The organism is Duganella sp. AC917 (genome assembly GCF_979258245.1).
In genome coordinates this window covers 372517-395702 of record NZ_OZ409848.1, presented here as the reverse complement: position 1 = coordinate 395702, position 23186 = coordinate 372517, and the positions used below count along the sequence as shown (strand labels likewise).

The following is a 23186-nucleotide window of genomic DNA, read 5'->3' as shown; positions in this document are numbered from 1 at the left end:
ACCACAATGGGCACTCAAACCGAACTGAAGTACTCGGCCACCGAATGCAAGGCTGCGGCGCGGTATTTGCGCGAGCTCTTCGGCAGCATAGCCATCTACGTCGCCCTGCTCGTGCCGTCCGTCACCTACGGCCCGGCCATGGCACCAGGCCCACTCAAAACCGTCGCGCTGACCTGCCCTATGATCGGCTTCCTGCTGATGATCTGGGCGGTCGCGCGCCAGGTGGGGCGGATGGACGAATACCAGCGCATCGTTATGCTCGAAACCTTCGCGCTGGCGGCCGCCATCACCGCCGCCGTAACCTTCACTTACGGCTTCATGGAGAATGCTGGCTATCCGCGCATGAGCAGTTTCTGGGTGTGGGGCGTGATGGGAAGCGCATGGCTGGGGATCGGCCTGTTCCGCCGCTGGAAGATGGAACGATGAATAATACGATTCGCGAACTGCGCGCCGAGCGCGGCTGGAGCCAAGCCTACCTGGCCGACCAGTTGGCGGTGTCGCGCCAGACCGTCAACGCGATTGAAACCGGTCGCTACGACCCTAGTTTGCCGCTAGCATTCGCGATCGCCCGGCTGTTTGAGAAAACCATCGAAACCATCTTCACCCCCTGATAACGGGCGAAAAAAACGGGCCGAAGCCCGTTTTTTGTTCGCTGCGAAACGCGAAGATTAACGCTGATCCAGCGGCTTGACGTCGCGGGTGGTCGAACCGACCAACAGCTGGCGTGGACGGCCGATTTTCTGTTCCGGATCGGCGATCATTTCGTTCCACTGGGCGATCCAGCCGATGGTGCGGCCATGGCGAAGATACCGGTGAACAGCGACACTGGAATACCCAGCGCGGACTGCACGACAAGATCAGCGCGACCTAGTTGGCGCAGTTCTGCGAGGGCACCACATCTCCGTCCACGAGAATATGGCCTGCTTCAAGGCGGATCACGCGCCCTGACATCGCGATCGTCTCAGGGCGATGAGCGACACAGATTCGGGTGATGTCTAAAGACCGAATCGCTTGGTTCACTTGCTGCTCGCGCAAAATATCCAGATGACTGGTAGCTTCGTCCAGAATGATAATCTTGGGTGCCTTGTAGAGGGCGCGCGCGAGTAAAATCCTCTGTTTTTGTCCGCCCGACAGCGTAGTTCCCATATCACCCGTTAAAGTGTGATAACCCATGGGCATTGCGACAATATCGTCATGTATGGCCGCCAGCCCAGCGCATTCCTGAATGCGGTCACGGTCAGGACTGGAGTCGAAGAAGCTGATATTTTCCGCCAGCGAGCCTGCCAGCAGGTGATCATCCTGCATCACGGCAGCCATGATTCGGCGCAGGGAGGCGCCGCCAAGTCGACGTACAGGACAACCACCGTAGCGCATTTCCCCTTCCGTCGGTTGCAGTATGCCCAGAATCAATTTAACTAAGGTGGTCTTACCGCAACCAGAAGGTCCCACCAATGCGACTGACTCACCCGGCTCTATTGTTAATGTCAAATGTCGGACGACCCACGGTTCATTTTCGGCATAGCGGAAACTGACGTTCACCAATTCGATACGTGGAGTCAAACCCTCTGCAGTATAGCTTTGGTCGCCCTGATGCTCTATCGGTTCCAAGACGATATCTGCAAGCCGTTCGGCGTGCACTGTCAACAGACGAAATTCAATGAACTTATTTATCAGTGCCGACATGCGTCCAGCGAACTGACCACCATATGCCATGAACGCGAACAACATCCCGATCGTCAGACTTCCCTCCATTATGTTGATTTGCAGCGAAATATGACCCACTTTGCCGCATAATTTGCAAACGAATCTGACCCACGTTTAGGACACAATCCTGCTCATGACATTGAGCGGGGAATTGGAGTGATCGACGTGGCATTACTAGGCATTATTCGACGCTGGCACATTCGCGAGCAGATCCCATTGAGAGAGATAGCCAGGCGGTTGGGCATCTCCAGAAACACCGTCCGGCGCTACCTGCGCTCGGAAACCATAGAGCCAGCCTACGCTGAGCGGCGCTCCACCCGCGCTATCGACAAATACGCATTCCAGCTTTCAGCGCTCCTCAAGACCGAGGCGGCCAAGTCGCGCAAGCAGCGGCGCACGCTCAAACAGATCCATGAGGACCTAAAGGAATTGGGGTTCGAGGGATCTTACGACAGGGTCGCGGCGTTCGCGAGGACCTGGAGGGAGGGTCAATCTGAGAGGGTCAATCCGGCCAGCAAACGAACACCTGCAGCTCGCCACCACTCGGAAGGATGGTCGCCAGCACAGACCCGGCAATAACCGACTCACCCACCACCGCGTTCAGCGTAGTAACTATTCCGGACCTTGGTGCCAGCACCTGAAACCGGGAGCGAGCTGATTGTTCGACTGCTTCGTGATCCAGCTGCGCATGGTTGCGGCGTGATTGAAGGTTGCCGATCTCGATTTGGCTGCGGAGCTGTTCAAGTTCGGAGAGCGTTTCCCCTCGATCCCGCAGCAAATCCAATTTGGAACGCTCTAGCACCTGAAGCCGTGCTAGCTGCTCGCCTTGCTCACTCTCGTACTGCATCACTTGCATTTCGGAGACGTAGCCATCGGCACGCAATGACCGATAACGTGCCAAAATCCGACCGGCGCTATCGGCCCGCTGTCGTTGCAAGGAAAGTTCTTCTTGGAGCCGAACTATGCCGGCATCGGTCAACGTACGACGTTCGTTCAATGCGGCGGCCCGCCGACGCAACTGCTCGGCCGCCAGTAATTGCTCTTGCTGAAGCAGCTTTTGCTTTTCTACGAGGCCGGCACTAATAAGTGCATCGACATTATGATTTCCGCTATTCCGCTCGGAGGACAGCTCGTACAGTAGCTGTCCCGCCGCAACATGCATGCCTTCACGAATGTGGCATACGGACACGCGACCGAGCTGTGGCGCGACAGCTTTTATAACACCCGCCGCAGGCACGATTTGTCCACTCACCCGAACTTTCGCTGTGTACTCTGCCATGGACAGAAAAACACACAGTGCCGCAATCAAAGCCACCGAGATCCACGTGGCCAGATGCATGGAGATCGGACGCATAAGCAAAATACTCCCCAGAGATTGCGAAGCTCTGGCTTCAAAAACCTCCGGCCGAAATAATAGGTCGCTCATGTACTGGCTCCTGTGTTCAGCCTCATGGGCTATCGTTAACACATGGTGCCATGAGCCCGCAGACGCGCCTTGCAGTATCGCAATCTATTGCCAAACGGAACTTCAGCGTAAAACGAAGTTAATAAAAAAGCCCGGCCCCGCATAACGCGGAACCGGGCTTTTTCAAACGCAACCGAATGCGTTCAGTCTTCTATTAACGCTGGTCCAGCGGCTTGACGTCGCGGGTGGTCGAACCGACGAACAGCTGGCGTGGGCGGCCGATTTTCTGTTCCGGATCGGCGATCATTTCGTTCCACTGGGCGATCCAGCCGATGGTGCGGGCCATGGCGAAGATACCGGTGAACAGCGACACTGGAATACCCAGCGCCGATTGCACGATGCCCGAGTAGAAGTCGACGTTTGGATACAGCTTGCGCGAGACGAAGTATTCGTCGTTCAGCGCGATCTTTTCCAGTTCCATCGCCAGCTTGAACAGCGGGTCGTCCTGCAGGCCCAGCTCTTCCAGCACTTCGTAGCAGGTCTCGCGCATGAGCTTGGCGCGCGGGTCGAAGTTCTTGTACACGCGGTGACCAAAGCCCATCAGCTTGACGCCGGAGTTCTTGTCCTTGACCTGCTCGATGAACGCAGGAATGTTCTCGACCGAGCCGATTTCTTTCAGCATGGTCAGCGCGGCTTCGTTGGCGCCGCCGTGGGCAGGGCCCCACAGGCAGGCGATACCGGCGGCGATACAGGCGAACGGGTTGGCGCCCGACGAACCGGCCAGACGGACGGTCGAAGTCGATGCGTTTTGCTCGTGGTCCGCGTGCAGGATCAGGATACGGTCGAGGGCGCGCACCAGCACGTCGTTGACTTTGTATTCTTCGCACGGATTGCCGAACATCATGCGCATGAAGTTGGCGCTGTACGACAGGTCGTTGCGCGGATACATGAACGGCTGGCCCATCGAGTACTTGTACGCCATGGCGACCAGGGTCGGCATTTTGGCGATCAGACGGATGGCCGAGATTTCACGCTGCTTGGCGTCGTTGATGTCGAGCGAGTCGTGGTAGAACGACGCCAGCGCGCCGACGGTGCCGACCAGCACCGACATCGGGTGCGCGTCGCGGCGGAAGCCACGGAAGAAGAATTGCATCTGCTCGTGCACCATCGTGTGCTTGGTGACCGTTTCAACGAACTCGTCCTTCTGCACGCTGTTCGGCAGTTCGCCGTTCAGCAGCAGGTAGCAAGATTCCATGAAGTCGGCGTTCACGGCCAGCTGTTCGATCGGGTAGCCGCGGTACAGCAGCTCGCCCTTGTCGCCGTCGATGTAGGTGATCGTCGAGTTGCACGAGGCGGTCGACATGAAGCCTGGATCGTAGGTGAACTTGCCGGTGCCGGCGTACAGCTTGCGGATGTCGATCACGTCGGGACCCACGGTACCCTTGTAGATCGGGAATTCCACCGCAGGGCTGCCGTCGGAGAACGACAGGGTGGCTTTGTTGTCAGAAATATTCATGGACTCTTCCTTTTTTAGGGAGATGAAGGTAAATAAAACGCGAAAATTCTGGTTGCCTTCGTAGTCTCAGGCCAGTCTTAGTCGTTGCAGCAATGCATGCACGTGCGGCAGGTCGACTTCGCCTTCCGGCTCTTTACGGGCCAGTACCAGATCCATCAGGGCATTGTCCGACAAATCGAGGAGCCGCGTGAACGCGTCCACTTCTTCGTCGGTCAATTCGGTTTCATGCGCATCGAGAAAACGCGTGAGGATGATGTCGTTTTCCAGCAGACCCCGGCGTGAGCGCCAGCGCAGGCGCGCTCGGTTGGCTGGGTCGGACTGGTGCGCAGATTGGTTCGGTTCAGTCATGGGTCACTACTTTACACTGCGCGCGCCAATCGTGCTGGAGCGCCACTACTAAATCGGAACGGACAAAAAACGGGCGGCGCTCAGGCCGCCCACAGTTGCGCTTAGATCGCGCGGCGTACCATCAGTTCTTTGATCTTGCCGATCGCCTTGTTCGGGTTCAACCCCTTAGGGCAAACATCGACGCAATTCATGATCGAGTGGCAGCGGAACAGGCGGTACGGGTCTTCCAGGTTGTCCAGACGCTGGCCGGTGGCTTCGTCGCGCGAGTCGGCGATGAAGCGGTAGGCTTGCAGCAGGCCGGCCGGGCCGACGAACTTGTCCGGATTCCACCAGAACGACGGGCACGACGTCGAGCAGCACGCGCACAGGATGCACTCGTACAGGCCGTCGAGTTCTTCGCGTTCGGTCGGCGATTGCAGGCGTTCCTTTTCAGGGCGGATCGACTCGTTGATCAGGTAAGGCTTGATCGAATCGTACTGCTTGAAGAACTGGGTCATGTCGACGATCAGGTCGCGGATCACCGGCAGGCCTGGCAACGGGCGCAGCACGATAGGCTCGCTCAGCTCGTTCAGGTTGGTGGTGCAAGCCAGACCATTCTTGCCGTTGATGTTCATCGCGTCCGAACCGCACACGCCTTCGCGGCACGAGCGGCGCAGGGCCAGCGAATCGTCGACGTCGGACTTGATGCGCTGCAGTGCGTCCAGCAGCATCTTGTCGGTGTCCTTGAGCTCGACCGTCACGTCCTGCATGTACGGCTTGGCGTCCTGGTCCGGATCGTAACGATAAATTTTCAGTTTGAGAGTGCGTGCCATGTTCTAGCCTTAGAAAGTACGTGGTTTCGGTTTGAAGGTATCAACCGTCAATGGCTTGGTCACGACCGCCTTGTAATCGAGGCGGTTGCCTTCCGAGTACCACAGGGTGTGCTTCATCCAGTTGTCGTCGTCGCGGTGCGGGTAGTCGTCGTGCGCGTGGGCGCCGCGCGATTCCTTGCGCGCCACGGCCGACAGCATCGTCGCTTTCGCGGTTTCGATCAGGTTGTCCAGTTCCAGCGCTTCGACGCGCGCGGTGTTGAACACCTTGGATTTGTCCTTGAACGAAACGTGCTTGCGGCGCTCGTCGAGCACCATGATTTCCTTGGCGCCCTGCTGCATGGTCGCTTCGGTACGGAACACGCCGCAGTATTTCTGCATCGTGGCGCGGATGTCGTTGGCGACGTTCTGCACTTTTTCCGCGCCGGTCGACGTTTCCAGCTTGTTCAGACGGTCCATCGCGTAGTCGGACGCGTCCTTCGGCAGCGGCTTGTTTTCCTTCTGCTTCAGGTTCGACGCGACAACGTGGTTGCCGGCCGCGCGGCCGAACACCACCAGGTCGAGCAGCGAGTTGGTGCCCAGGCGGTTGGCGCCGTGCACCGAGACGCAGGCGCATTCGCCGATTGCGTACAGGCCGTTGACGATCTTCTGCGTGCCGTCGCCGTTAGGGGTGACGACCTGGCCGTGGATGTTGGTTGGAATACCGCCCATCTGGTAGTGGATGGTCGGCACGACAGGAATCGGTTCCTTGGTCGCATCGACGTTGGCGAACTTGTGGCCGATTTCCAGAATCGACGGCAGGCGCTTGGCGATGGTGTCGGCGCCGATGTGGCGCAGGTCCAGCATGACGTGGTCCTTGTTCGGACCGCAGCCACGGCCTTCCTTGATTTCCTGGTCCATCGAACGCGAGACGAAGTCGCGCGGCGCCAGATCCTTCAGCGTAGGAGCATAACGCTCCATGAAACGCTCGCCTTCGGAGTTGATCAGGATACCGCCCTCGCCGCGCACGCCCTCGGTGATGAGGACGCCCGCGCCGGCCACGCCGGTCGGGTGGAACTGCCAGAACTCCATGTCCTGCAGCGGCAGGCCGGCGCGTGCGGCCATGCCCATGCCGTCGCCGGTGTTGATGAACGCGTTCGTGGAAGCGGCAAAGATGCGGCCTGCGCCGCCGGTGGCGAAGATGGTGGTCTTCGCTTCCAGGATCATCGTTTCGCCGGTTTCCATTTCCAGTGCCACCACGCCGACGACGTCGCCTTCGGCGTCACGGATGATGTCGAGCGCCATCCATTCGACGAAGAAGTGGGTGCGGGCGCGGACGTTGCGCTGATACAGCGTGTGCAGCAGCGCGTGGCCGGTGCGGTCGGCCGCGGCGCAGGCGCGCTGCACGGCTTTTTCACCGAAGTTGGCGGTGTGGCCGCCGAACGGACGCTGGTAGATGGTGCCGTCGGGATTGCGGTCGAACGGCATGCCGAAGTGTTCCAGCTCGTAGACGACCTTCGGTGCTTCGCGGCACATGAATTCGATCGCGTCCTGGTCGCCCAGGTAGTCGCCGCCCTTGACGGTGTCGAACATGTGCCAGAACCAGTTGTCTTCTGCCATGTTGCCCAGCGAGGCGCCGATACCGCCCTGCGCCGCGACGGTGTGCGAGCGGGTCGGGAACACTTTGGACAGCACCGCGACGTTCAGGCCGGCTTCGGCCAGTTGCAGCGAGGCGCGCATGCCGGAGCCGCCGGCGCCGACGATTACCGCATCAAAGCGGCGGGTAGGAATTCCAGTTTTAATAGCTGCCACGATTACACACTCCAGAGTATCTGTACCGACCATACGGCACAAGCGATCAACCACAGTACGGTGGCCATTTGCAGGACCAGGCGCAGGCCGACGGGTTTGACGTAGTCCATCCAGACGTCGCGCATGCCGACCCAGGCGTGGTAGAACAGCCCGAACAGGGTCACGGCGGAAATCAGTTTGAACCATTGCTGCGCGAACAGGGCCGCCCAGCCTTCATAGGTGAAATTCTGGCCGCTCAGGAACGAGATCAGCAGAATGGCCGTGTACAGCACCATGACGACGGCGGTGACGCGCTGCGCCAGCCAGTCCTTCAGGCCGTAGTGGGCGCCGACGACGCGGCGTTTTGGACCAACATTGTTATTTGCCATCTTAGAACACTCCAAACAATTTCAGGGCGACCAGCACGGTCAGGACCAGGCTGATGACCAGCACGGCTGCCGACGATTGGCGCGCGGAATCTTTGTCGAGGCCGATGTGGGTGTCCATCACCAGGTGGCGTACGCCAGCGCAGAAGTGGTGGAAGTAGCCCCAGCACAGCGCCAGGATGATCAATTTGACCAACGGGTAGGTGATGAAACCTTGGTAGTGCGCGAAGGAAATCTCGGAGCGCAGGCTCTCTTGCAAGAGATACAACACGAATGGCAGCAACAGGCACATCAGCACGCCGCTGATGCGGTGCAGGATGGACACGATAGCGGCCAGGGGTTGGCGATAGTTGGATAATTCGGTAATGTGGATATTACGGAACTCCGGCCGTTCTTTTTTAGGGACTTCCCTTACGGCTTCTGACATAACAAGACCTCCTCAGGCTTAAACAAAAATTGGTTAGACCGCGATTTTCGCCGATTTCCACGCCGATAACCAATATCTATTGTTACATATAACTAAAATAGTGTTTCGCAACACCTTCCGGCGGCCGCTTTCCGCAGCTCAACGTATTATCAGCGCAACAATGCTACCGTGGTGTGACGCACGGCCTGTTGTACGCTACCTGACGCGCTATTCTGCCCGCCAGGGTCTCCCGCTCCACTCAAACGCCAGTGTACTGGGCCGGTGCCGGCCCACTTAGTTCAGTTCGTTATGGTAATGATGGCGCTCGGTAAGATACTGGCCACGGCGCAGCTCCACCGGTTTGTCGCCATACGTGAACGACACCCGCTCCGACGCCAGCAGCGGCGTGTCGATGGCGATGTGTAGCAGCGCCGCCACGCCGGCGTCGGCGCACACGGCGCGGATCTTTTCGGTCGCCCGTATCATGCGGGTGCCGAATTCGGACTCGAACAGTCCGTACATCGGGCCCTTGTATTCGACCAGCCGCTCGGCGGTCAATCCCTTGAACGTCACGCCCGGCAGCCACATCTCTTCGACGATGGTGGGCACGCTGTCGAACGACTGCACGCGCTTGATGTAGATGACGGCGTCGCCGGACTTCAGGTCGAGCAGGCGCGCCACGTCGGCCGGCGCGCGCATCCGCTTGACTTCAATGAACTTACTTTCAGGGTAATGTGGCACGCCCTCGTCGGGCAGCAGCTTGAGGAAGCGGAAATGCGCGCGCGCCTCGTGATGGGTGGCGACAAAAGTGCCCTTGCCTTGCTTGCGCATGACCAGGTTTTCGGCGGCCAACTCGTCGATGGCCTTGCGCACGGTGCCCTGGCTGACCTTGAACCGGTTCGCCAGTTCGACCTCGCTGGGGATCAACTCGCCCGGCTTCCACTCTCCCGATTGCAGGCTCTGTGTTATCAGCGCCTTGATTTGCTGGTACAGTGGGGAGAATGTCGGCGAGCTGCCGACCGGCAGGCCCGGCGCGCCCGTCGTCGCTGCCGTCGTTGCCGCCGGCGACGGCGTCGAACCCGTCGACGATCCTGCGGCGCCACCGGCACTTGAGGCTGGGCTGCTGCTGTTCGGATTGGGCGGGGCGGGATTCATAGACCGAGATTTCACCACAAATGACCACTTCCGTCCAGCAAAAACGGCAACAACTTATCTGTCTTATATAAGACATAAGATAGGATTGACAGAAGCTCATTACGCGCCTACACTCCGCAGCCATGCGTTTATATGCTGTGGATTTGCAGTATCATTATGGATTAGGTATTCCCGGGCCGGCATGGCCCGGCTGTAAGAACGTGGTCAAGAACACTTTCATTCCCACTTTGGAGATTCATCATGGCTAAAACCCCAATGCGTGTTGCTGTCACCGGCGCCGCCGGTCAAATCGGTTACGCTCTGCTCTTCCGCATCGCCAACGGCGACATGCTCGGCAAAGACCAACCGGTCATCCTGCAACTGCTGGAAATCGCCGACGAAAAGGCACAGAAAGCCCTCAAGGGCGTCATGATGGAAATCGACGACTGCGCGTTCCCGCTGCTGACCGAGATGACCGCCCACTCCGACCCGCTGACCGCCTTCAAGGATGTCGACGTCGCAGTGCTGGTCGGCGCCCGTCCGCGCGGCCCAGGCATGGAACGCAAAGACCTGCTGGAAGCGAATGCCCAGATCTTTACCGTGCAAGGCAAGGCGCTCGACGCCGTCGCTTCGCGCAACGTTAAAGTACTGGTGGTCGGCAACCCGGCCAACACCAACGCCTACATCGCCATGAAATCGGCGCCGTCGCTGCCGGCAAAGAACTTCACCGCCATGCTGCGCCTGGACCACAACCGCGCGCTGTCGCAAGTGGCCGCCAAAACCGGCACCGCCGTCAAGGACATCGAGAAGCTGACCGTGTGGGGCAACCACTCGCCAACCATGTACGCCGACTACCGTTTCGCCACCGTCGGCGGCAAGGCTGTCAAGGACTTGATCAACGACCAGGAATGGAACGCCAACGTGTTCCTGCCAACCGTCGGCAAGCGCGGCGCCGCCATTATCGAAGCGCGCGGCCTGTCGTCGGCAGCGTCGGCAGCCAACGCCGCCATCGACCACGTCCACGACTGGATGCTGGGCACCAACGGCAAGTGGACCACCATGGGCGTTCCTTCGGATGGTTCGTACGGCATCCCTGAAGGCACCATGTTCGGCTTCCCTGTCACCACCGAAAACGGCGAATACACCATCGTCCAGGGACTGGAAATCGACGCATTCTCGCAAGAACGCATCAACCTGACCCTGAAGGAACTGACCGAAGAGCGCGAAGGCGTCAAGCACCTGCTGCCGTAATCTTCCTTCGTGCACTAAGTGGAACCGGTTAAACCACCGATCCGCCGCACCCGCCGCGCTGCCGAGAGCAGCGCGGCGTCTGTTTTGCCACTGTCAGACGCACCCGCCACGCCCGAAACACCCGCCATTCAGCCAACCGCCATTCCAGACCACACCCGCATGCACCCATCCGAGGTTTTATTCCAGGGCAATCGCCAGCCGCTGCTGCTGCCGGCCTGCGACCATTACGCCGGCTCCGAAAAGCTGATGCGTAAATCGATCGCTCTGCAACAAGAACTTGGCCCGCTGTTCGACATCACGCTCGACTGCGAGGACGGCGCCAGCGCCGGCAACGAGGCCGCCCACGCGCGCCTGGTGGCCGAGCTGCTGAACTCCGACGACAACAAATTCAACCGCATCGGCGCCCGCGTGCACGATGTCGGCAGCCCGTTCTTCGCCCAGGACGTCGAGATCATCTGCGCAGCCGCGCAGCGCCTGGCCTACCTGGTGCTGCCAAAGGTCCACGGATCACAGGAAGTCGTCGACGCGATCGCGCTGATCAACCAGCACGCGGCCCGGGCCGGCCGCGACGCCGGCAATCCGCTGCCGATCCACGTGCTGATCGAAACCCACGGCGCGCTGCGCCAGGCATACGACATCGCCGCCATCGCGCAGGTGCAGTGCCTGTCGTTCGGCATTATGGACTTCATCTCGTCGCACTACGGCGCCATTCCCGGCGCGGCCATGCGCACGCCGGGCCAGTTCACGCACCCGCTGGTGGTGCGCGCCAAGCTGGAAATCTCGGCCGCCTGCCATGCGCACGGCAAGGTGCCGTCGCATAACGTGACCACCGAGATCAAGGACACCGCCGTCGCCGCCAACGATGCCCAGCGCGCCGCCGCCGAATTCGGCTACACGCGCATGTGGAGCATCCACCCGAACCAGATCAAGCCGATCATCAAGACCTTCACGCCGCGCCTGTCCGAGGTGAACGAGGCGGCCGCCATCCTGCTGGAGGCGGCAGCCGTGCAATGGGGGCCGATCGCGCAGAACGGGCGCTTGCACGACCGCGCCAGCTACCGATATTATTGGACCGTTTTACAGCGCGCCAAACTGGCCGGGCTGACCTTGCCCGAGTCGGTGGCCGCGCTGATGAACCCCGCCGACCACCCACTGGAAACAAACTGATGTCGATCTCCAAACTATTCATGGCCTGCAGCCTCGCGCTTGCCTCGCTGTCCCTGGCCACCGGCGCCCACGCCGCTGCGGAAACCACCAAGACCCCGGTCAAAAAGGCTGTCAAAAAGTCGACCAAGAAGGCCGCCAAACCGGTGGAAGAAGCCGTGCCAAAGGCGCCCGACGAGGAAGCCGACGAACCGGCTGTCACCGATTCGGCCGTCACCGAGTTCGACTGCGAACTGGGCAACAAGATCACGATCTACGCCAACACCACCGACGAGGCGCACATCGCGCTGCGCTGGAAAAAGCGCCTGCACCGCCTGACCCGCGTAGGCACGACCACCGGCGCCCAGCGCTTCGAGAACAAATTGTACGGCTTGATCTGGATCGGTATTCCGGCCAAGGGCATGCTGCTCGATTCCAAGTTGAACCGCCAGCTGGCCAACGAATGCCGCAACGCCGAACAACTGAAGCCGGTCATCACCTCCGATGCGGAGCCGACCAGCGTCAAGACCACGATCCAGTAAGAATATCGAGCAACAGGATTTAGTAACACGGTTCCAAAACGGGCGCGCCGCCACGGGCGCTTGCACAACGTAGCACTTCAATAAATAGACGATACCCACTGAAGGAGAGGTCATGTCCCGCAACACTCTGAACACGCTTAAGGATTTCAACATTTCGGGCAAGAAGGCGAAGTTCTACTCGCTGCCTGCACTGGAGAAGAGCCTGGGCGCCAAAATCTCCCGCCTGCCGGTATCGATCCGCGTTGTGCTGGAATCCGTGCTGCGTAACTGCGACGGTAAAAAAGTCACCGAAGAACACATCAAACAGCTGGCCAACTGGAGCCCGACCGGTGAGCGCACCGACGAGATCCCGTTCGTCGTCGCCCGCGTGGTGCTGCAGGACTTCACCGGCGTGCCGCTGCTGGCCGACCTGGCCGCGATGCGCAACGTCGCCTACAAAATGGGTATCAACGCCAAGAAGATCGAACCACTGGTTCCGGTCGACCTGGTGGTCGACCACTCGGTCACCATCGACCACTTCCGCGAGCCTAATGCGCTGGACCTGAACATGAAGCTGGAATTCTCGCGCAACAACGAGCGTTACCAGTTCATGAAATGGGGTATGCAAGCGTTCGACACCTTCGGCGTGGTGCCACCAGGCTTCGGCATCGTCCACCAGGTCAACCTGGAATACCTGGCGCGCGGCGTGCACAAGGATGCCGGCGGCGTGTACTACCCTGATTCGCTGGTCGGTACCGACTCGCACACCACCATGATCAATGGCATCGGCGTGGTCGGCTGGGGCGTGGGCGGCATCGAGGCGGAAGCCGGCATGCTGGGCCAGCCGGTCTACTTCCTGACCCCGGACGTCATCGGCGTCAACCTGACCGGCGTGCTGCGCGAAGGCTGCACCGCGACCGATCTGGTGCTGACCATCACCGAACTGCTGCGCAAGGAAAAAGTCGTCGGCAAGTTCGTCGAGTTCTTCGGCGAAGGCACCGAGACCTTGTCGGTCACCGACCGCGCCACCATCGCCAATATGGCGCCTGAATACGGCGCGACGATGGGCTTCTTCCCGGTCGACGACGCCACCATCGAATACTTCGAAGGCACCGGCCGCAGCAAAGCCGAAATCGACGCCTTTGCCGCCTACTTCAAGGCGCAGGGCATGTACGGCGTATCGAAAGCCGGCGAGATCGACTACACCCGCGTGGTGGAACTGAACCTGACGACCGTCACGCCTTCGCTGGCAGGTCCCAAGCGTCCACAGGACCGTATCGAAATCGGCAACGTGAAAAACAACTTCACCGAATTGTTCTCGAAACCGACCACCGAAAACGGCTTCAACAAAAAGCCGGAAGACCTGACCAAGACCTACACCACCACCAACGGCGTGGACGTGAAAAACGGCGACGTGCTGATCGCCGCAATCACCTCGTGCACCAACACCTCGAACCCGAGCGTGCTGCTGGCCGCGGGCCTGCTGGCCAAGAAGGCTGTCGAAGCCGGCCTGACGGTCGCCCCGCACATCAAATCGTCGCTGGCCCCTGGCTCGCGCGTGGTCACCGAGTACCTGACCGCCGCCGGCCTGCTGCCATACCTGGAGCAACTGGGCTTCGGCGTGACCGCGTACGGCTGCACCACCTGCATCGGTAACGCCGGCGACCTGACCCCGGAACTGAACGCCGCCATCACCTCGAACGACATCGTCGCCTCGGCCGTGCTGTCCGGTAACCGTAACTTCGAAGCGCGGATCCACCCGAACATCCGTTCGAACTTCCTGGCCTCGCCACCGCTGGTCGTCGCCTACGCCATCGCCGGCAACATGACCGTCGACCTGATGACCCAGCCAGTTGGCAAGGGCACCAACGGCAAGGACGTGTACCTGGGCGACATCTGGCCGACCTCAAAAGAGATCGCCAAGCTGATGAAGTTCGCGATGAACTCGAAAGTGTTCAAGACCAACTACGCCGACGTCAAGGGCAACCCTGGCAAGCTGTGGGAACACGTGTCGACCACCGAAGGCCAAGTGTACAACTGGCCGGCGTCGACCTACATCGCCGAGCCACCGTTCTTCGACGGCTTCGAGATGACCCCGAAAGCGGTCGCGGCAGGCATCGAAGGCGCGCGCGCGCTGGGCGTGTTCGGCGACTCGATCACCACCGACCACATCTCCCCTGCCGGCTCCATCAAGGAAGACGGTCCTGCGGGCAAATGGCTGCTGGCCAACGGCGTGCTGAAGGCGGACTTCAACTCCTACGGCTCGCGTCGCGGCAACCACGAGATCATGATGCGCGGCACCTTCGCCAACGTGCGTATCAAGAACAAGATGATCCCGCCAAAAGCGGACGGTTCGGCGGTTGAAGGCGGCATCACGATTCACCAGCCATCGGGCGAACAGCTGTCGATCTACGACGCGGCAATGAAGTATGTTGCCGAAGGCACCCCGACCATGGTGTTCGGTGGCGAAGAGTACGGCACCGGCTCGTCGCGTGACTGGGCCGCCAAGGGCACCCAACTGCTGGGCGTGAAGGCAGTGATCGTGCGTTCGTTCGAACGTATCCACCGCTCCAACCTGGTCGGCATGGGCGTGCTGCCGCTGCAATTCATCGGCAACGACAGCGTTGAATCGCTGGGCATCACCGGCAAGGAAACCTACGACCTGAAGGGCCTGGAAGGCGAGATCAAGCCGCAACAGCTGGCGACCCTGGTGATCCACCGCGCCGACGGTTCGAGCCAGGAAGTGCGCGTGTTGCTGCGTATCGACACCCCGATCGAAGTCGATTACTACAAGCACGGCGGCATTCTGCCATTCGTGCTGCGTCAGCTGCTGGCTGCTTAATTAACCGGTTAAGCTAGTTTTACGGCTCAAAACACCCTGTACGCTTCGGCGGCAGGGTGTTTTTTTTTGGGGTTGCCGCGAATGTGCGTAGATGATCGAGTTTCGCTCGCAGTGTTCGGAAACCATCCTCGTTGACTATCTCGACTACCACTAACCAAATGGAGCATTACATGACTCGTATGCACAACCCACCTCACCCTGGGGAAGTATTGAGGGAGTACCTGGGTGACGTTACCGTAACCGATGCGGCCGCCCGGCTCGGAGTAGGCCGGGTCACTCTCCAGCGTGTTGTAACGGGCGAGTCTGGCGTATCGCCTGACATGGCCTATCGCCTCGGCGCTGCTTTTGGTACTAGCCCCGAGCTTTGGGCTGGTATGCAGCTGCAATACGATCTTCACCAAGCTGGCAAGGTCAAGAGACCTGCCATTGAACCGTTTGCAGCTTAGGACGGAAAATTCCCCGGCTACTGGTCAGCACCCGCTGGCCTACCTCTTCGGTGTGAGCATCAGCAGCCGGCCGCGCGAACCGTCTTCCAGCAGCCATAACGCGCCATCCGGGCCGGTGCGCACGGCGCGGATTCGTTCGCCCATGTCCCAATGATCCTTCTTGGCCGCGCTCTCGCCGTCGAGGGCGATGCGGTCCAGCGACTGGCCCGAGAGGCCGGTGATGAAGAGGGAATTTTTCCACTTCGGGAACAGGTCCGCATCGTAGTAGGCCAAGCCACCCGGCGAAATAGCCGGATTCCAGGACACTTTCGGGGCCTCGAAGCCGTCGCCAGGCGCGTGGTCGGGGATGTCCCGGCCGTCATAGTGGTTGCCATTCGATGCCTTCGGCCAGCCATAGTTGAGGCCTGGCTTGATCAGGTTGATCTCGTCGCCATGGCGCGGCCCCATCTCCATTTCCCACAGGCGCCCCTGCGTGTCGAAGGCGATGCCCAGCAGGTTGCGGTGGCCATACGACCAGACGGCTGCATGGAAGCCCTTGGCCGCGAGCGGGTTGCCGGCGGCCGGCGTGCCGTCGAGGTTCAGGCGCAGCACCTTGCCGAGCGTCGACTTGGGGTCCTGCGCAGGATCAAAAAGCTGGCGGTCGCCACTGGTGAAGAATAGATATTTGCCATCCGGCGAAAAGCCGATGCGGCCCGAATAGTGCCCGCCAGTGGAAGCATCCTCGCCGCGGAAAATGGCCTTTGTATCCTTGAGCGTGCCGCCTGCCTGATCGAGCGTCGCGGTGGCCAGCACGACCCGACTGCTGCCACCGGAACCCGCCTCGGAGTAGCTGAAGTAGAGCTTCTTGCTGGCCGCGAAATCGGGAGCGAGCACGATGTCCATGAGCGCCCCCTGACCGCTGCTGCTGACGGCGGGCGTGCCGGACACTGTTCGCTTGGTACCGCTTGCGGGATCGAACAGGATCATCGTCCCCTCCTTTTGCGTCACCAGCAGGTTGCCGTTGGGCAGGAATGCCATGGCCCATGGGCTCTTGAATGTGCCGACCGGCTTGACCTCGAAAGGCAGGCCGCCGGTCGCCGCTGCGGCCGCCGGGGCGGCGGCGAATGCGAGCAGGGTGAGCGAGAAAGTGGTGGCAAAGCCGAGCATGCTCAAATTCATGTTTTCCATATCTCCATTTGCGGATTGACGCCAGGATGCTGGGGCGAAAAGTATGCCGAGGTGTGTTGGGAAGTGTAGAACAAATAGCCCAATGCAGACGCTCCACTAGTCGCGGCCCGACGAATTAGCCGACAGCGCCAAGGTCGCGGCCGGCGCACAACCCTGGCTCGACGGCTGGAACGCGCTGCTGAACACCGGCCGCTCTCACCTCGGCAGCAACAACTCCCCCCGTCCGGTGGCCACTGTCATCCGCAACAACCTGTCCGAGTGTTCTATCCGCTCAACCACCAATTCCTGGTGCAGCACAACGACGCCGACATCACCAATTACTGGGCCAATTGGGACCAGTGCAACCTGGCATCGATCCTGGCCATCGGCGTGCTGTGCGACCACCAAGACCTGTACGACGAGGCCGTCAATTACTATAAGACCGGCGCCGGCAACGGTGCCGCGACACGGCACCGGCCTGGGCATTTCCCCCGCCGGGTTGCCGGCCACGCGCGCGGTGTGGGAAATGGTGCGCAACCACTACGTCAACCGCCTCGGCCTGGCGGCGCCCTACGTCACGATGATGACGAAAAAAATCGGGGTCGAGGGCGACGGCGGCAACGGCGACCAGCTCGGCCTCGGCACCCTCACCTTCACCCGCGAGCCGATCGCGGCCGGCGCCGCGCCAAGTGGACTGACCGCACGCCTGGTCGGCGGCAAGATTGAGCTGTCGTGGTGGGGTTCGGCCTATGCCACCGGCTATACGGTCAAGCGCGCCACCACCGCCGGCGGCCCGTACACCACCGTTGCCAGCGGCATCAGCGACCTGCTGACTTACACCGACAGCGGCATCGCCGCCGGCGTCTATTATTATGTGGTCACGGCGGCCACGCCAACGGGCGACAGCGCGCCGTCCAGGGAGGCAGGGTGGACACCGCGCTGACCTTGTTGACCCGCGTGGGACCGCTGAGCTTTAACGGCGTCGACCAGTATGTCACGCTGCCGACCGGTGTGGCCGCCGAGCTGGCCGACTTCACCATCGCCGCCAAGGTCTTCTGGAACGCGGCGCGCGACTGGGAGCGGGTGTTCGACTTCGGGACGGGCATGAACCAGTATCTGTTCCTGACGCCGCGCGCGCCGTTCCGGCTGGACGATACCGACAAGAACTGGATTGGCCGCTCGCAGTTCCCGGCCGATTCCTACTTCAACGGCAAGGTCGATGAATTCCGCATCTACAACGGCGCGATGACCGCAGTGCAAGTCGCAGCGCTGGCGGTGGCGCAATAAACGATCCGCGCGCCGCCGCAGGCCCGCTTGCCGGCGCGCGGACTTGATTTCCGCACCCCTGTCCCGAACTAATAAGAGTTAGCCGAGCGAATCAACTACAATACGTGTCATAAGGGCTATCATCCGCCCGACTGATCCGCTTTTTCACTAATTTTATAAGACTCTTATTGCGCTATGCGTCGTCCATCTAAAGATTCATCCCATAAATTGTCTGTCGAAAGCCAGCGTCTCGTCACCTACGCTCAGGCGGTCGGTCAGGCGGCCAGCCGGCTTGAAGAGCGGTCGTGGGAACACAACCTCGATGCACAGCTCCAGAAACTCCTCAAGACCGGCCACCAGGACACCATCGACGCCACGCTCAACGCGCTATTCAAGGAAGACTTGAACGCCTACGACGTGTTGATGGATGGCGTCGAAGCGGTCAGTGAATCGAGCAGCATCACCATCGATACCGCCGACGGCGTGGCCAAGCAATACGACGTGTTGCTGGTGGCGGCGCCCATCCTGGCGTGGACCCGCTTCTCGATCGCGTCCGGCGCGATTCCTGCCGACATCCTGCAAACCTTGTCGGCGCATTTCAGCGCCCACCTGCTGGCAGACGGCACGCGCATGGCGATGTCCCCTACCCTGTTCTCGATCGACCAGCTGCCGCGCAGCCACGTCGAGACCTACGGCAAGGTGCACAAACTGGCGCAAGCCGCGATCAAGGGCACCGTGCTCAAGGCCGACACCAAGGTGCCCGAGACGGCGCCGTTCCTGGCCGACACGCGCTACCTGCTGGTGGCGGTCGTGGCCCCGGCCGGCGCCCCGCTGTTCCGCTGGCAGATGCCGTCGAATCAAAGCAATTTCGCCAACGAGCGCGCCACCGCGCTGGAGCAATGGCGCGAGCAGGTCACGCCGACGGTCACCCGTCTGCTGCCCGGCTGCGGCATCGAGCTGTTGCTGCCGGAGGCCTACTACATGGCCTGCCGCGAGGCGGACAAGCTGATCCGTCCGGTGTCGATCCGCGCGGCCGTGCACTACCTGACGCACACCCTGGCGGTCGAACCGTCGGAGTTGCGCGCGGTGGTGGCCGGCTTCGGCGAGGAATCGGCCGACGGCCAGATCGACGAGTACCGTGTGGCCTTCACGCAGCGCTCGACGCCGGACGTGATCTACGGCGTGGTGTGGCCGTTGTACGGACAGGAAGACGAGGAAGGCACGCCGCCGGAAGGTCCGCTGCAAGGCGGTCCGGGCGGTGTGGTGCAGAAGCCGGTTACGCCGGTGGAAGAGATCGTTGCGCACCTGAACGCGGCCGGCATCACGCAGATCAAGAAGCATGCGGAGCGGTATGTGGCCGAGTTCTGCGACGATTGCGGCGCGCCATTGTTTGCCGACCCGGTCGGTGAATTGGCGCACGCGGAAATGCCGGAAGACGCCCCCAGCGGCACCGAGCACTTCCATTAATAAAAAAAGCCCCTCGGGGCTTTTTTTATTTGGCTGACTGCGGCTGTGGCTGAGGCTGGGGCAGATAGATGACAACAGGTGGCTGCGGCGCAGCTTGCACAACTGCTGGGGAAACCGTCTGCGCCGCAGGCCGCGCATCGAACGACCTGTTGGCGGCAAAATACAAACCGCCGAAGCCGATGAACATGCCAATCATCGACGCCACCATCCAGCGATAACCTTCGGCGGACATCTTATGCATTTCGGCACGCAACACTTCGATATCGGCCTTCGTTGCTAACGTCGGCACGATTGCATCGATATGCGCTCTGAGCGCTGCAACTTCGCTATCCATCCCATAAGCTTAGACCAAATTTCGCTGGCTACCAAGCCGAAAACGGGTGTTTAATCAGGCTCGAATTGAGGTAGCGCAGGTCGTCCGTGACCTCATCCGCCACCCACTCCGGCTTGTCGAATGCCTGTTCTTCCGAGTCCAGTTCGATCTCTGCCACCACCAGTCCGGCATTGGCGCCCAGGAACTCATCGACCTCCCACACATTGCCGGCGAAGTCGATGCGGCGGCGGTATTTTTCGATCAGCGGCTGCTCGCATAAACCATCGAGCAGCTCCACGGCGTCGGCCATCGGGATCTCATACTCCCACTCGCCGCGCGAGGCGCCGACGTTGCGGCCTTTGATCGTCATCACCGCGCGGTCGCCCTCGATGCGCACGCGCACCACCCGCTCCTTGTGCGACGACAGATAGCCCTGGCGGAAAAACATCGGCTCGCCAAGGCTCTTCCACGCGTCGCCGCGCACCAGGAACTTGCGCTCGATTTCGACGCCCACGATCAGTAGTCGTCCAGCGACAGCAGGATAGGCTGCAGGATCGCCGCGCCCAGCGCCGCGCTGCGCGAGCCGTTCCAGCCCACGTACGGATCCGGCAGGTCGGCGTTGTCCTTGAACGGCATCTCCAGCGTCAGCGCCAGGCAACCGAAGTGGTGGCCGACGTACTTGGACGCCAACGTCAGCATGTCTTCCTTGTATTTGCTGGCCGCGTAGCCGACTTTATCCTGGAAGTCCGGGCTGGCGTTTTTGTAGCGGTCGATGAAGGCCTGCTGCTTGGCGCGGCGCTCGTCGCTGAAGTTCTCCAGCATCTCGTTACCGGCCACGAAGTTGTACGGCAGCGCCTCGTCGCCGTGGATATCGAAGAACATGTCGATGCCGGTTTCGTGCATCTTCTGCTTCACGTACAGCACTTCCGGGCTGCGCTCGACCGATGGCGTCATCCATTCGCGATTGAGATTGGCGCCGGCGGCGTTGGTGCGCAGGTTGCCGCGCACCGAGCCGTCCGGGTTCATGTTCGGCACGATGTAGAACACGCAGCGCTGCAGCAGCTTGCGCGCGATCGGATTCGAGTCGTCGAGCAGCGTATCGATCAAGCCTTCGATAAACCATTCGGCCATCGACTCGCCCGGATGCTGGCGCGCGATGAACCAGATTTTCTTTTCCGCTTCCGCCTTGCCGATGACGACCAGGTTCATGTCGCGGCCATCGACTGTGCTGCCCAAGTCAAGCACGCGCGCCAGCGGGTTCTCCGCCACTTCGCCCAGCAGGCGCAGATGGCGCTCGAACGAATATGGCTCGAAATAGGCGTAATAGACGCTGTCGAGGTCCGGCGTGTGACGGATCGTCATGACGGCGCCGTCGAAGGTGGTCGGCACGCGGAACCAGTTCTCGCTGTCGTAACTGGCCACCGCTTGGTAGTTCTCGTAGCCCTTGGCGTAGGTCGCCTGGCCGGCGTTGAGGAAGCGCATCGTCACCTGCTGACCGCGCGCGCCCTGCAGGCGGAAATGGAACCACTGGTGGATATCCGCGTGCGAGTCCTTGCGCAGATTCAGTTCGATGGTGGCGGCGCTGTCGGCGCGCAACACTTCGATGGCGCCGGAGTCGAAGTTCTGGCTGATTTTGATGGTCATGTCGATCCAATAAGTGAATACCGATGACGCTATTTTACCAGTCGGAAGCTGCAAAGCCCCGTGGGGCGGATTGGCGCGCAACGCGTAATCCGCCCCACGTAACTACCCGGCTCAGTCGAGATTGACGCCTTTCGCCTTCAGCGCGGCGCGCACGCCGGCGCCGTAGGCCGGGTCGGCCTGGTCGAAGTGACCCAGCTGGCGGGCGATGATTTCGGCGTTCACCTGGCTCAACGGTCCTGCTATGTTGTTGAACAGGTTGAGCTTTTCCTCGGCCGGCAGCAGCCGGAACAGATTACCGGCCTGCGTGTAGTCATCTTCCTTGCCGCGACCGTCGTAGCGTGCCGCGCCGCCGTCCAGCGCCAGCGCCGGTTCGCCGTGACCCAGGCCCTCTGGATTGCTGCCGTTCGATTCGACCGGCTGGTAGTTCTGCGCCGCGCCGCCGTTGGCGATCGCCATCGCGCCGTCGCGCTGCTGGTTGTGCACCGGGCAGCGCGGCGCGTTCACCGGCAGGTGCTGGTGGTTGGTGCCGACGCGGTACAACTGGGCGTCGTGGTAGGCGAACAGGCGCGCCTGCAGCATCTTGTCCGGCGAGTAGCCCAAACCCGGCACCACGTTCGACGGCGACAACGCGGCCTGCTCGACTTCCGCGTGGTAGTTCAGCGGATTGCGGTTCAATTCGAAAACGCCCACCGGGATCAGCGGGAAGTCCTTGTGCGGCCATACCTTGGTCAGGTCGAACGGATTCCAGCCGGTGCGCGCCTCCCACGCGGCCAGTTCGGCTTCGGTCGCGATCTGCAGCTTCACTTCCCACTGCGGGAAGTCGCCGGCGGCGATAGCGCCGAACAGGTCGCGCTGCGCGTAGTCCGGATCTTCACCGGCCAAGCGGCCCGCTTCGGCGGCCGGCAGGTTCTTGATGCCTTGTTTGGTCTTCAGGTGCCATTTGCAGTACACACGCTCGCCGGCGTCGTTGATCAAACTGAAGGTGTGGCTGCCGAAACCGTCCATGTGGCGGTAGCCGTCCGGCGTGCCGCGATCCGAGAACAGCATCGTGACCTGGTGCAGGCTTTCCGGGGTTTTGCTCCAGAAGTCGAACATCATCGTCGGCGACTTCAGGTTGGTCTGCGGGTCGCGCTTTTGCGTGTGGATGAAGTCCGGGAACTTGATGCCGTCCTTGATGAAGAACATCGGCGTGTTGTTGCCGACCAGGTCCCAGTTGCCCTCCTCCGTGTAGAAGCGCATGGCAAAGCCGCGCGGATCGCGTTCGGTGTCTGCGCTGCCTCGCTCGCCGCCAACGGTGGAAAAGCGCACGAAGGTTTCGGTTTGCTTGCCGATGGCCGAGAACAGCTTGGCCTTGGTGAATTTGGTGATGTCGTGGGTGACGGTGAAGGTGCCGTAGGCGCCAGAGCCTTTGGCGTGGACCACGCGCTCGGGGATCCGCTCGCGGTTGAAGTGCTGCAGCTTCTCGATCAGGTGGAAGTCCTGCAGCAGCAAGGGGCCGCGCCGGCCCGCGCTGATGGAGTTCTGGTTGTCGGCGACCGGGATGCCCGATGCGGTGGTGATAGGTGGCTGGCTCATGCTTTGGCTCCTCGTTGATAGTATGGGACTATTGTAACGAGGCAAATCCATAGTTCAAAACTATAAATAACTATGGATTTGATAGCCAAAGGCA

The 23186-nt window shown here is 61.0% G+C and carries 24 protein-coding genes and 2 pseudogenes; 11 read left to right on the top strand and 15 right to left on the bottom strand.

Annotated features, from left to right (window positions below):
- Positions 1-6: 6 nt before the first annotated feature.
- Positions 7-426, top strand: coding sequence for a hypothetical protein (locus ACZ0BA_RS01785; RefSeq protein ID WP_463449653.1), 420 nt, complete (start codon positions 7-9; stop codon positions 424-426).
- Positions 423-611, top strand: coding sequence for a helix-turn-helix transcriptional regulator (locus tag ACZ0BA_RS01780; protein WP_463449652.1), 189 nt, complete (start codon positions 423-425; stop codon positions 609-611). The genes ACZ0BA_RS01785 and ACZ0BA_RS01780 overlap by 4 nt, the downstream gene beginning before the upstream one ends.
- Before the next feature lie 57 nt (positions 612-668).
- On the opposite strand, the pseudogene ACZ0BA_RS01775 reads toward ACZ0BA_RS01780, so the two are convergent.
- Together ACZ0BA_RS01775 and ACZ0BA_RS01770 are read right to left on the bottom strand one after the other, a co-directional pair.
- Positions 669-853, bottom strand: a pseudogene (locus ACZ0BA_RS01775) (citrate/2-methylcitrate synthase); the annotation flags it as partial.
- 14 nt (positions 854-867) lie between these two features.
- Positions 868-1782 carry a peptidase domain-containing ABC transporter gene (locus ACZ0BA_RS01770; protein ID WP_463449651.1) on the bottom strand — a complete coding sequence of 305 codons (915 nt, stop codon included), beginning with the start codon at positions 1780-1782 and terminating at the stop codon, positions 868-870.
- A gap of 87 nt (positions 1783-1869) precedes the next feature.
- Between ACZ0BA_RS01770 and ACZ0BA_RS01765 the strand changes: the two are divergent.
- A pseudogene (locus ACZ0BA_RS01765) lies at positions 1870-2205 on the top strand (helix-turn-helix domain-containing protein); the annotation flags it as partial.
- 1 nt (position 2206) lies between these two features.
- Here ACZ0BA_RS01765 and ACZ0BA_RS01760 read toward each other — a convergent pair.
- The 8 genes from ACZ0BA_RS01760 to ACZ0BA_RS01725 form a co-directional block, all read right to left on the bottom strand.
- Positions 2207-3130, bottom strand: coding sequence for an HlyD family secretion protein (locus ACZ0BA_RS01760; protein ID WP_463449650.1), 924 nt, complete (start codon positions 3128-3130; stop codon positions 2207-2209).
- Positions 3131-3323: 193 nt separating this feature from the next.
- A complete protein-coding gene (gene gltA / locus ACZ0BA_RS01755; protein ID WP_463449649.1) occupies positions 3324-4625 on the bottom strand; it encodes a citrate synthase in 1302 nt (433 codons plus the stop codon).
- 66 nt (positions 4626-4691) lie between these two features.
- A complete protein-coding gene (locus ACZ0BA_RS01750; RefSeq protein ID WP_090314619.1) occupies positions 4692-4973 on the bottom strand; it encodes an FAD assembly factor SdhE in 282 nt (93 codons plus the stop codon).
- A 101-nt stretch (positions 4974-5074) separates the two neighbouring features.
- On the bottom strand, positions 5075-5785 hold the full coding sequence (locus tag ACZ0BA_RS01745) for a succinate dehydrogenase iron-sulfur subunit (RefSeq protein WP_463449648.1): 711 nt from the start codon (positions 5783-5785) through the stop codon (positions 5075-5077).
- Positions 5786-5794: 9 nt separating this feature from the next.
- Positions 5795-7573 (bottom strand): succinate dehydrogenase flavoprotein subunit, encoded by a 1779-nt coding sequence (gene sdhA / locus ACZ0BA_RS01740; protein ID WP_463449647.1) that lies wholly within the window; start codon positions 7571-7573, stop codon positions 5795-5797.
- A gap of 2 nt (positions 7574-7575) precedes the next feature.
- Positions 7576-7941, bottom strand: coding sequence for a succinate dehydrogenase, hydrophobic membrane anchor protein (gene sdhD, locus ACZ0BA_RS01735; protein ID WP_463449646.1), 366 nt, complete (start codon positions 7939-7941; stop codon positions 7576-7578).
- Position 7942: 1 nt separating this feature from the next.
- The gene (gene sdhC, locus ACZ0BA_RS01730; RefSeq protein ID WP_463449645.1) at positions 7943-8365 is read right to left on the bottom strand and encodes a succinate dehydrogenase, cytochrome b556 subunit; all 423 of its coding nucleotides are present in this window, start codon (positions 8363-8365) and stop codon (positions 7943-7945) included.
- Between the two features lie 273 nt (positions 8366-8638).
- On the bottom strand, positions 8639-9499 hold the full coding sequence (locus ACZ0BA_RS01725) for a GntR family transcriptional regulator (RefSeq protein WP_463449644.1): 861 nt from the start codon (positions 9497-9499) through the stop codon (positions 8639-8641).
- A 240-nt stretch (positions 9500-9739) separates the two neighbouring features.
- Here ACZ0BA_RS01725 and ACZ0BA_RS01720 point away from each other — a divergent pair, with 240 nt between their 5' ends.
- From ACZ0BA_RS01720 to ACZ0BA_RS01700, 5 genes are all read left to right on the top strand, one after another.
- Positions 9740-10729, top strand: a complete 990-nt coding sequence (locus ACZ0BA_RS01720) for a malate dehydrogenase (protein WP_463449643.1) — start codon at positions 9740-9742, stop codon at positions 10727-10729.
- Positions 10730-10888: 159 nt separating this feature from the next.
- Complete coding sequence (locus ACZ0BA_RS01715; RefSeq protein WP_463449642.1) at positions 10889-11896, top strand: HpcH/HpaI aldolase/citrate lyase family protein; 1008 nt, start codon at positions 10889-10891, stop codon at positions 11894-11896.
- Positions 11896-12414, top strand: coding sequence for a hypothetical protein (locus tag ACZ0BA_RS01710; RefSeq protein ID WP_463449641.1), 519 nt, complete (start codon positions 11896-11898; stop codon positions 12412-12414). Before ACZ0BA_RS01715 ends, ACZ0BA_RS01710 begins: the two co-directional genes overlap by 1 nt.
- Before the next feature lie 112 nt (positions 12415-12526).
- Positions 12527-15235, top strand: coding sequence for an aconitate hydratase AcnA (acnA, locus tag ACZ0BA_RS01705; protein WP_463449640.1), 2709 nt, complete (start codon positions 12527-12529; stop codon positions 15233-15235).
- A 170-nt stretch (positions 15236-15405) separates the two neighbouring features.
- Positions 15406-15681, top strand: a complete 276-nt coding sequence (locus tag ACZ0BA_RS01700) for a HigA family addiction module antitoxin (protein WP_463449639.1) — start codon at positions 15406-15408, stop codon at positions 15679-15681.
- A 39-nt stretch (positions 15682-15720) separates the two neighbouring features.
- On the opposite strand, the gene ACZ0BA_RS01695 is transcribed toward ACZ0BA_RS01700, so the two are convergent.
- A complete protein-coding gene (locus tag ACZ0BA_RS01695) occupies positions 15721-16848 on the bottom strand; it encodes a PQQ-dependent sugar dehydrogenase (RefSeq protein WP_463449638.1) in 1128 nt (375 codons plus the stop codon).
- Between the two features lie 436 nt (positions 16849-17284).
- On the opposite strand from ACZ0BA_RS01695, the gene ACZ0BA_RS01690 reads away from it, so the two are divergent.
- The 3 genes from ACZ0BA_RS01690 to ACZ0BA_RS01680 all read left to right on the top strand — a co-directional run bounded on the left by ACZ0BA_RS01690 (position 17285) and on the right by ACZ0BA_RS01680 (position 19560).
- Positions 17285-17770, top strand: a complete 486-nt coding sequence (locus ACZ0BA_RS01690) for a hypothetical protein (protein WP_463449637.1) — start codon at positions 17285-17287, stop codon at positions 17768-17770.
- Positions 17755-18114 (top strand): LamG-like jellyroll fold domain-containing protein, encoded by a 360-nt coding sequence (locus ACZ0BA_RS01685; RefSeq protein WP_463449636.1) that lies wholly within the window; start codon positions 17755-17757, stop codon positions 18112-18114. The genes ACZ0BA_RS01690 and ACZ0BA_RS01685 overlap by 16 nt, the downstream gene beginning before the upstream one ends.
- A gap of 174 nt (positions 18115-18288) precedes the next feature.
- Complete coding sequence (locus tag ACZ0BA_RS01680) at positions 18289-19560, top strand: DUF2863 family protein (protein WP_463449635.1); 1272 nt, start codon at positions 18289-18291, stop codon at positions 19558-19560.
- 25 nt (positions 19561-19585) lie between these two features.
- On the opposite strand, the gene ACZ0BA_RS01675 is transcribed toward ACZ0BA_RS01680, so the two are convergent.
- The 4 genes from ACZ0BA_RS01675 to ACZ0BA_RS01660 form a co-directional block, all read right to left on the bottom strand.
- Positions 19586-19894, bottom strand: a complete 309-nt coding sequence (locus ACZ0BA_RS01675) for a hypothetical protein (protein ID WP_463449634.1) — start codon at positions 19892-19894, stop codon at positions 19586-19588.
- A gap of 28 nt (positions 19895-19922) precedes the next feature.
- Entirely contained in the window at positions 19923-20387 is a 465-nt protein-coding gene (locus ACZ0BA_RS01670) for a CYTH domain-containing protein (protein ID WP_463449633.1), read from the bottom strand.
- A 2-nt stretch (positions 20388-20389) separates the two neighbouring features.
- On the bottom strand, positions 20390-21517 hold the full coding sequence (locus tag ACZ0BA_RS01665) for a M14 family metallopeptidase (protein ID WP_463449632.1): 1128 nt from the start codon (positions 21515-21517) through the stop codon (positions 20390-20392).
- Between the two features lie 111 nt (positions 21518-21628).
- Positions 21629-23092, bottom strand: coding sequence for a catalase (locus ACZ0BA_RS01660; protein WP_463449631.1), 1464 nt, complete (start codon positions 23090-23092; stop codon positions 21629-21631).
- Between the last annotated feature and the right edge of the window lie 94 nt (positions 23093-23186).

Bases quoted from the DNA above. Each gene is read 5' to 3' on its own strand.
- ACZ0BA_RS01785 (WP_463449653.1), top strand. From the start codon at position 7: ATGGGCACTCAAACCGAACTGAAGTACTCGGCCACCGAATGCAAGGCT.
- ACZ0BA_RS01780 (WP_463449652.1), top strand. From the start codon at position 423: ATGAATAATACGATTCGCGAACTGCGCGCCGAGCGCGGCTGGAGCCAA.
- ACZ0BA_RS01760 (WP_463449650.1), bottom strand. From the start codon at position 3,130: ATGAGCGACCTATTATTTCGGCCGGAGGTTTTTGAAGCCAGAGCTTCG.
- gltA (WP_463449649.1), bottom strand. From the start codon at position 4,625: ATGAATATTTCTGACAACAAAGCCACCCTGTCGTTCTCCGACGGCAGC.
- ACZ0BA_RS01750 (WP_090314619.1), bottom strand. From the start codon at position 4,973: ATGACTGAACCGAACCAATCTGCGCACCAGTCCGACCCAGCCAACCGA.
- ACZ0BA_RS01745 (WP_463449648.1), bottom strand. From the start codon at position 5,785: ATGGCACGCACTCTCAAACTGAAAATTTATCGTTACGATCCGGACCAG.
- sdhD (WP_463449646.1), bottom strand. From the start codon at position 7,941: ATGGCAAATAACAATGTTGGTCCAAAACGCCGCGTCGTCGGCGCCCAC.
- sdhC (WP_463449645.1), bottom strand. From the start codon at position 8,365: ATGTCAGAAGCCGTAAGGGAAGTCCCTAAAAAAGAACGGCCGGAGTTC.
- ACZ0BA_RS01725 (WP_463449644.1), bottom strand. From the start codon at position 9,499: ATGAATCCCGCCCCGCCCAATCCGAACAGCAGCAGCCCAGCCTCAAGT.
- ACZ0BA_RS01720 (WP_463449643.1), top strand. From the start codon at position 9,740: ATGGCTAAAACCCCAATGCGTGTTGCTGTCACCGGCGCCGCCGGTCAA.
- ACZ0BA_RS01715 (WP_463449642.1), top strand. From the start codon at position 10,889: ATGCACCCATCCGAGGTTTTATTCCAGGGCAATCGCCAGCCGCTGCTG.
- ACZ0BA_RS01710 (WP_463449641.1), top strand. From the start codon at position 11,896: ATGTCGATCTCCAAACTATTCATGGCCTGCAGCCTCGCGCTTGCCTCG.
- acnA (WP_463449640.1), top strand. From the start codon at position 12,527: ATGTCCCGCAACACTCTGAACACGCTTAAGGATTTCAACATTTCGGGC.
- ACZ0BA_RS01700 (WP_463449639.1), top strand. From the start codon at position 15,406: ATGACTCGTATGCACAACCCACCTCACCCTGGGGAAGTATTGAGGGAG.
- ACZ0BA_RS01695 (WP_463449638.1), bottom strand. From the start codon at position 16,848: ATGGAAAACATGAATTTGAGCATGCTCGGCTTTGCCACCACTTTCTCG.
- ACZ0BA_RS01680 (WP_463449635.1), top strand. From the start codon at position 18,289: ATGCGTCGTCCATCTAAAGATTCATCCCATAAATTGTCTGTCGAAAGC.
- ACZ0BA_RS01675 (WP_463449634.1), bottom strand. From the start codon at position 19,894: ATGGATAGCGAAGTTGCAGCGCTCAGAGCGCATATCGATGCAATCGTG.
- ACZ0BA_RS01665 (WP_463449632.1), bottom strand. From the start codon at position 21,517: ATGACCATCAAAATCAGCCAGAACTTCGACTCCGGCGCCATCGAAGTG.
- ACZ0BA_RS01660 (WP_463449631.1), bottom strand. From the start codon at position 23,092: ATGAGCCAGCCACCTATCACCACCGCATCGGGCATCCCGGTCGCCGAC.